General features: G+C 51.4%; 4 protein-coding genes. 1 reads left to right on the top strand and 3 read right to left on the bottom strand.

What is annotated here, in order from left to right:
• Both RTY00_RS21105 and RTY00_RS21100 read right to left on the bottom strand, forming a co-directional pair.
• On the bottom strand, nucleotides 1-687 hold a 687-nt coding region (locus RTY00_RS21105), incomplete at its 3' end, for a CHASE sensor domain-containing protein (RefSeq protein ID WP_312666021.1).
• A gap of 1 nt (nucleotide 688) precedes the next feature.
• Entirely contained in the window at nucleotides 689-1,249 is a 561-nt protein-coding gene (locus tag RTY00_RS21100) for a YfiR family protein (protein WP_312666020.1), read from the bottom strand.
• Between the two features lie 471 nt (nucleotides 1,250-1,720).
• Between RTY00_RS21100 and RTY00_RS21095 the strand changes: the two genes are divergently transcribed.
• Nucleotides 1,721-3,781 carry an FUSC family protein gene (locus RTY00_RS21095; RefSeq protein ID WP_312666018.1) on the top strand — a complete coding sequence of 687 codons (2,061 nt, stop codon included), beginning with the start codon at nucleotides 1,721-1,723 and terminating at the stop codon, nucleotides 3,779-3,781.
• Between the two features lie 29 nt (nucleotides 3,782-3,810).
• Here the strand turns inward: RTY00_RS21095 and RTY00_RS21090 are convergent.
• Nucleotides 3,811-4,115, bottom strand: a 305-nt coding sequence (locus RTY00_RS21090; RefSeq protein WP_312666016.1) for a family 1 glycosylhydrolase, incomplete at its 5' end; no start/stop codon positions are given.

Genomic DNA, 4,115 nt, shown 5'->3' with positions numbered 1-4,115 from the left:
CATCTCGGTCAGCAACGAGTTGAGGTCATTTGAAAACAGCTGAAACTCGCGCGTCGGACTTTCTGGAATACGTAAGGAAAAATCACCGGAATGGATGACATAATGAATCGAGCTGGTGATGTTGCGCAGCGAGGCGAGAATGCCGCGATGGAGAAACTCACTTAGCAGGAATGAAATGATTAATACACACAGCATGCCGCTGGTCAGAATCATCAGCGAATAACGAATAAAATCAGCCGCGCCGGTGACGGTACCTTCCAGCGTCAGCGTACCGACATTGGTTTCTGAGTGGATAATATTAACGCCAAACGGTTTGAGATAAATCCACTCACGTAATAAACGCGGATACCAGCCGGTTTGTTCCTGTTGATCATGCCAGTCCACTAAAACGGTTTGATCGTCAGTCACTAATTTCGCCGAATCAAACATGCCTTCATTGCCGAGTCGTGCGATTTTATTGTGCGCGTCGTAACTGTCTTCAAAAACCGTGGCGGCGGTCAGCGTGGTACTGAGCGTGGCGGCAATTAATTCGAGGTTTCTTTTCTCGTAGCTTTTAATAAAAAGCAGGGAAGTCGATGAGAGCAACAGCCAGCACAGCAGTAAAATAACCGCCGAGTTAATGGTGCTGATCTTGCGCAACTTGTTGCGAATCGATGATTTGTCGTTAATTGAATTTTCTAATTTCATCTTATTTGCTTCCATTGCGGGACAGCAACAACACGTCCGGACTCACCTTGACGCCGCTCCTGGCAAGCGAATCAAGGTTAACTGAGAACAGCGTGTGATCTGATTTAAAGATCAGGCAGAAAGCCGCCCCGACGGTACATTCCGCATTGTTCTCTGCAAGGGTTAATACCGCTTTACCCTTGAAGTGATTTAACAGTTCTAACTGTTGTTCTGGTGTCTGATCGCCAAAATAGACCGCATCGCACTGTTGCGTCGCTAGTTCGCTCTCGCCGGCAAGATAAACCACGCTGAACGGTACCGCTGAGGGCACTTTATTTTGTGGCAGCGAAAGATGCTGTGCAGAAGAAAATACGCAAAGCTGAGGCGCGCCGGTTAATCCCGGCCAATGGGTAAAACTAATAATGCCGCTGACAATGCGATTGGCTTTATCGTCTTTTATTTCAGCAATTGCTGAGCGAGAAATAAACAGCAGCAGGAAAAGTGCAGTGATGACGATTTTGCAAATGTGGAGCAGGGAAAGCAGTATGTCGGCTTCCCGATGAATTTGATGTTTACGTAACATACTGCGTTCCCGAAAGTTCTTCGCATTAATCAGCGCGCAAATATTAACATCGCTGCGGTTAAAAAAGTACACATCTCCCCGTAGGGTCGCCATTCATGGCGACCTTGCGTGCATAAATGCACACCCTGAGAAAATCCCAACGATATTAGTACATGTCGCTGCGCGAAATTATTTTATGGATAAGAAGCCAAAAAGGGCGCATTTCGCCAAAATGTGATCCAGCACACATTTATCGTCCTGATAACTGATGTGCGTTAAAGCGGCTCAAAACGCTGATGATGAGTAAATTAGCGACAAAAACGCATCTTCCCCGTGTGTTTCCATTAGCAAAGCTTACGCATTCCCTCAGCAAACAAACTGCGCGATGAACATGATTTTCGATTACGAAACAATTCGACATATTTATCGAGGTGAGGCTTTTTCACATTCTGGCAGGATACGCAACATTCAGTACATCCTGGTCACCGTGTCATGCAGTGGTTTTCAAAAAACGCCGTTTTTTTTGCTGTAAAAACCTGTCTGGCCGCCTTTCTGGCACTCTATTTCGCACTTGAACTTAACCTGGATAAACCGGCCTGGGCGGTGACCACGGTTTTGCTCGCGTCACAGCTCTATTCCGCCTCAACCATTTCCAAATCGGTGTTCCGCTTGCTGGGTACCTTATTAGGTGGCGTGTTCGTTTTCTTTATTTTTCCGCCAACCGTGCAGCATCCGCTGCTGTTCTGTTTCTGCATTTCGCTGTGGGTCAGCGTTTGCCTTTATCTGTCGCTGCACGACCGCACGCCGAAAAGTTACGTGTTTATGCTGGCCGGTTACAGCGCGGCGATCATGGGTTTTCCGGAAGTCACCACGCCACTGTCGATCACCAGCACGGTGATTTCACGTATCGAAGAGATTACGCTCGGCATCGTCTGCAGCAGCCTGGTGCATGCGCTGCTGTTTCCGGTATCGATGCGCAGCCTGCTGGAGCAGAGCGTCAGCCACTGGTATCTCAACGCGCGGAAACTGTGCAGCGATCTGCTTTCTGGTATTCCCAGCGACAGTTCGCCCGAGCGTGACGACATTCTGATCCGCATGGCGACCCATCCGCAGCAGGTAGAAGTGCTGATCACTCATTGCGTCTATGAAGGTGATGCCGCGCGGCGACTGATTCGGCTAGTGAGCGTGCAGTATCAACATCTCTCCTATTTGATCCCAACGTTAACGGCCATCGAGATGCGCCTGCAGCGGCTTTCAACACTGCAAATCGCCTTCCCGGAAAACGTGGCGCAGACCTTTCAGCTGTTTCTGCAGTGGCTCAACGACGGTGAAGCGGTGGGGGAAACCGGCGGCATTCAACAGACGTTGAGTGATTGTCAGGCTGAAATTAATCTCGCCTGGCAAAACGGCGAATTGCCCACCGAAAACTGGCTGCTGTTTACCGGATTAATGGAACGTCTGGCGGATTTCGTGCGCATTGCGGGTGCTTATCAAAGCGTTGGCGGATTGGTGAGCGATCTCTCGGGCGACACCACACTGGCGCGCGGTAAACGCACGCACCGCTTTTTCGATAAAGGGTTAATCCGACTGTCGGCATTAACCGCGTTCTGTGCCACCTTTGGTTCCTGCTTGCTGTGGATGGGAACGGGTTGGCGTGATGGCGCATCGGCGCCGGTGATGGCGGCCATTCTCTGCTCATTGCTCGCCAGCCAGGATACGCCGCTGACCTCGATGAAGCTATTTGTACGCGGCGTAATCGTGGCGATCATTATCAGCGTGATTTACGTGGCGCTTTTGATCCCGCAAGCCACCTCATTCGAAGCCCTGATGATTTGCCTCGCGCCCGGCCTGATGCTGTTGGCACTGATGATCGCACGTCCCTCCACCAACATGATTGGCCTGAGCGTGGCGATTCAGATTCCCGGCTTTATTGGCCTTGGCCACCATTTAAAACCCGATCTGGTGCTGCTGATCAACAACGCGATTGCCACCATGGCGGGCGTGATGTTTGCAGTGATCATCACCGCCATCATGCGCAACAAACGCCCATCATGGACCGCGCGCCGTGCCGTGCGGCAAGGTCTGCGCGAGCTGCTGCGCTTTATTAAAGAGACGGAACGAAACGGTTCATCGCTGCTGGGACGTCAACGTTTTATCAGCCTGATGCTGGATAAAGTAAACGTGGTGCTGCCGCGTTTACGCCTCGATCCGCATCCCGATATGCGTTCGGCTGGCATGTTGCTCAAGGAAGTGTGGCTGGGCGTTAATAGCTTTGACTATTACGCGCGCCACAAGGAGTTGCTGCAGCAATATCAGCTGGATAGCGGTCAGATGTTTCATGAGCTGGCGCTGTTTCTCAAGCGCCGCCTGAAGTCGCTGCAAACCCCGCCGCATGCGGATTTGCAGGAGGAGCTGGATTTACTGCTGCTGAAGCTGGAACAACTGGCGAAACACGACGAAAGGGTGCTGACGCCGCTGTTCCATCTGTTCAGTATTCGGCTCTATCTGTTCCCGCAACAAGCGTGGCCAATCGCTACTCCACGCCGCACTTAGTAGGGGCGCCATTTATGGCGACCACCTATTTAAATCGCGTCCAGATTCCGCCCGTTGCTGGCGATCACCTGTTTGTACCACCAGAACGATTTTTTGCGGATGCGTTCAAGGCTACCGTTGCCTTTATCATCACGATCGACATAAACAAATCCGTAGCGCTTACTCATCTCGCCGGTCGATGCCGCCACCAAATCGATGCAGCCCCACGTGGTATAGCCGATCAGCGGGATGCCATCGGCAATCGCTTCGCCCATCGCCTGAATATGTTCTTTCAGATAGCTGATGCGGTAATCATCGTGAATCTCGCCGTCGGCGTTGATTTCATCGTGCGCGC

It is taken from the genome of Pantoea sp. CTOTU49201, assembly GCF_032054795.1.
Classification (GTDB): Bacteria; Pseudomonadota; Gammaproteobacteria; order Enterobacterales; family Enterobacteriaceae; genus Pantoea; species Pantoea symbiotica.
The sequence above is the reverse complement of the archived record's forward strand: the minus strand, read 5'-3'. Positions and strand labels throughout refer to the sequence as shown.

Bases quoted from the DNA above. Each gene is read 5' to 3' on its own strand.
- RTY00_RS21100 (WP_312666020.1), bottom strand. From the start codon at position 1,249: ATGTTACGTAAACATCAAATTCATCGGGAAGCCGACATACTGCTTTCC.
- RTY00_RS21095 (WP_312666018.1), top strand. From the start codon at position 1,721: ATGCAGTGGTTTTCAAAAAACGCCGTTTTTTTTGCTGTAAAAACCTGT.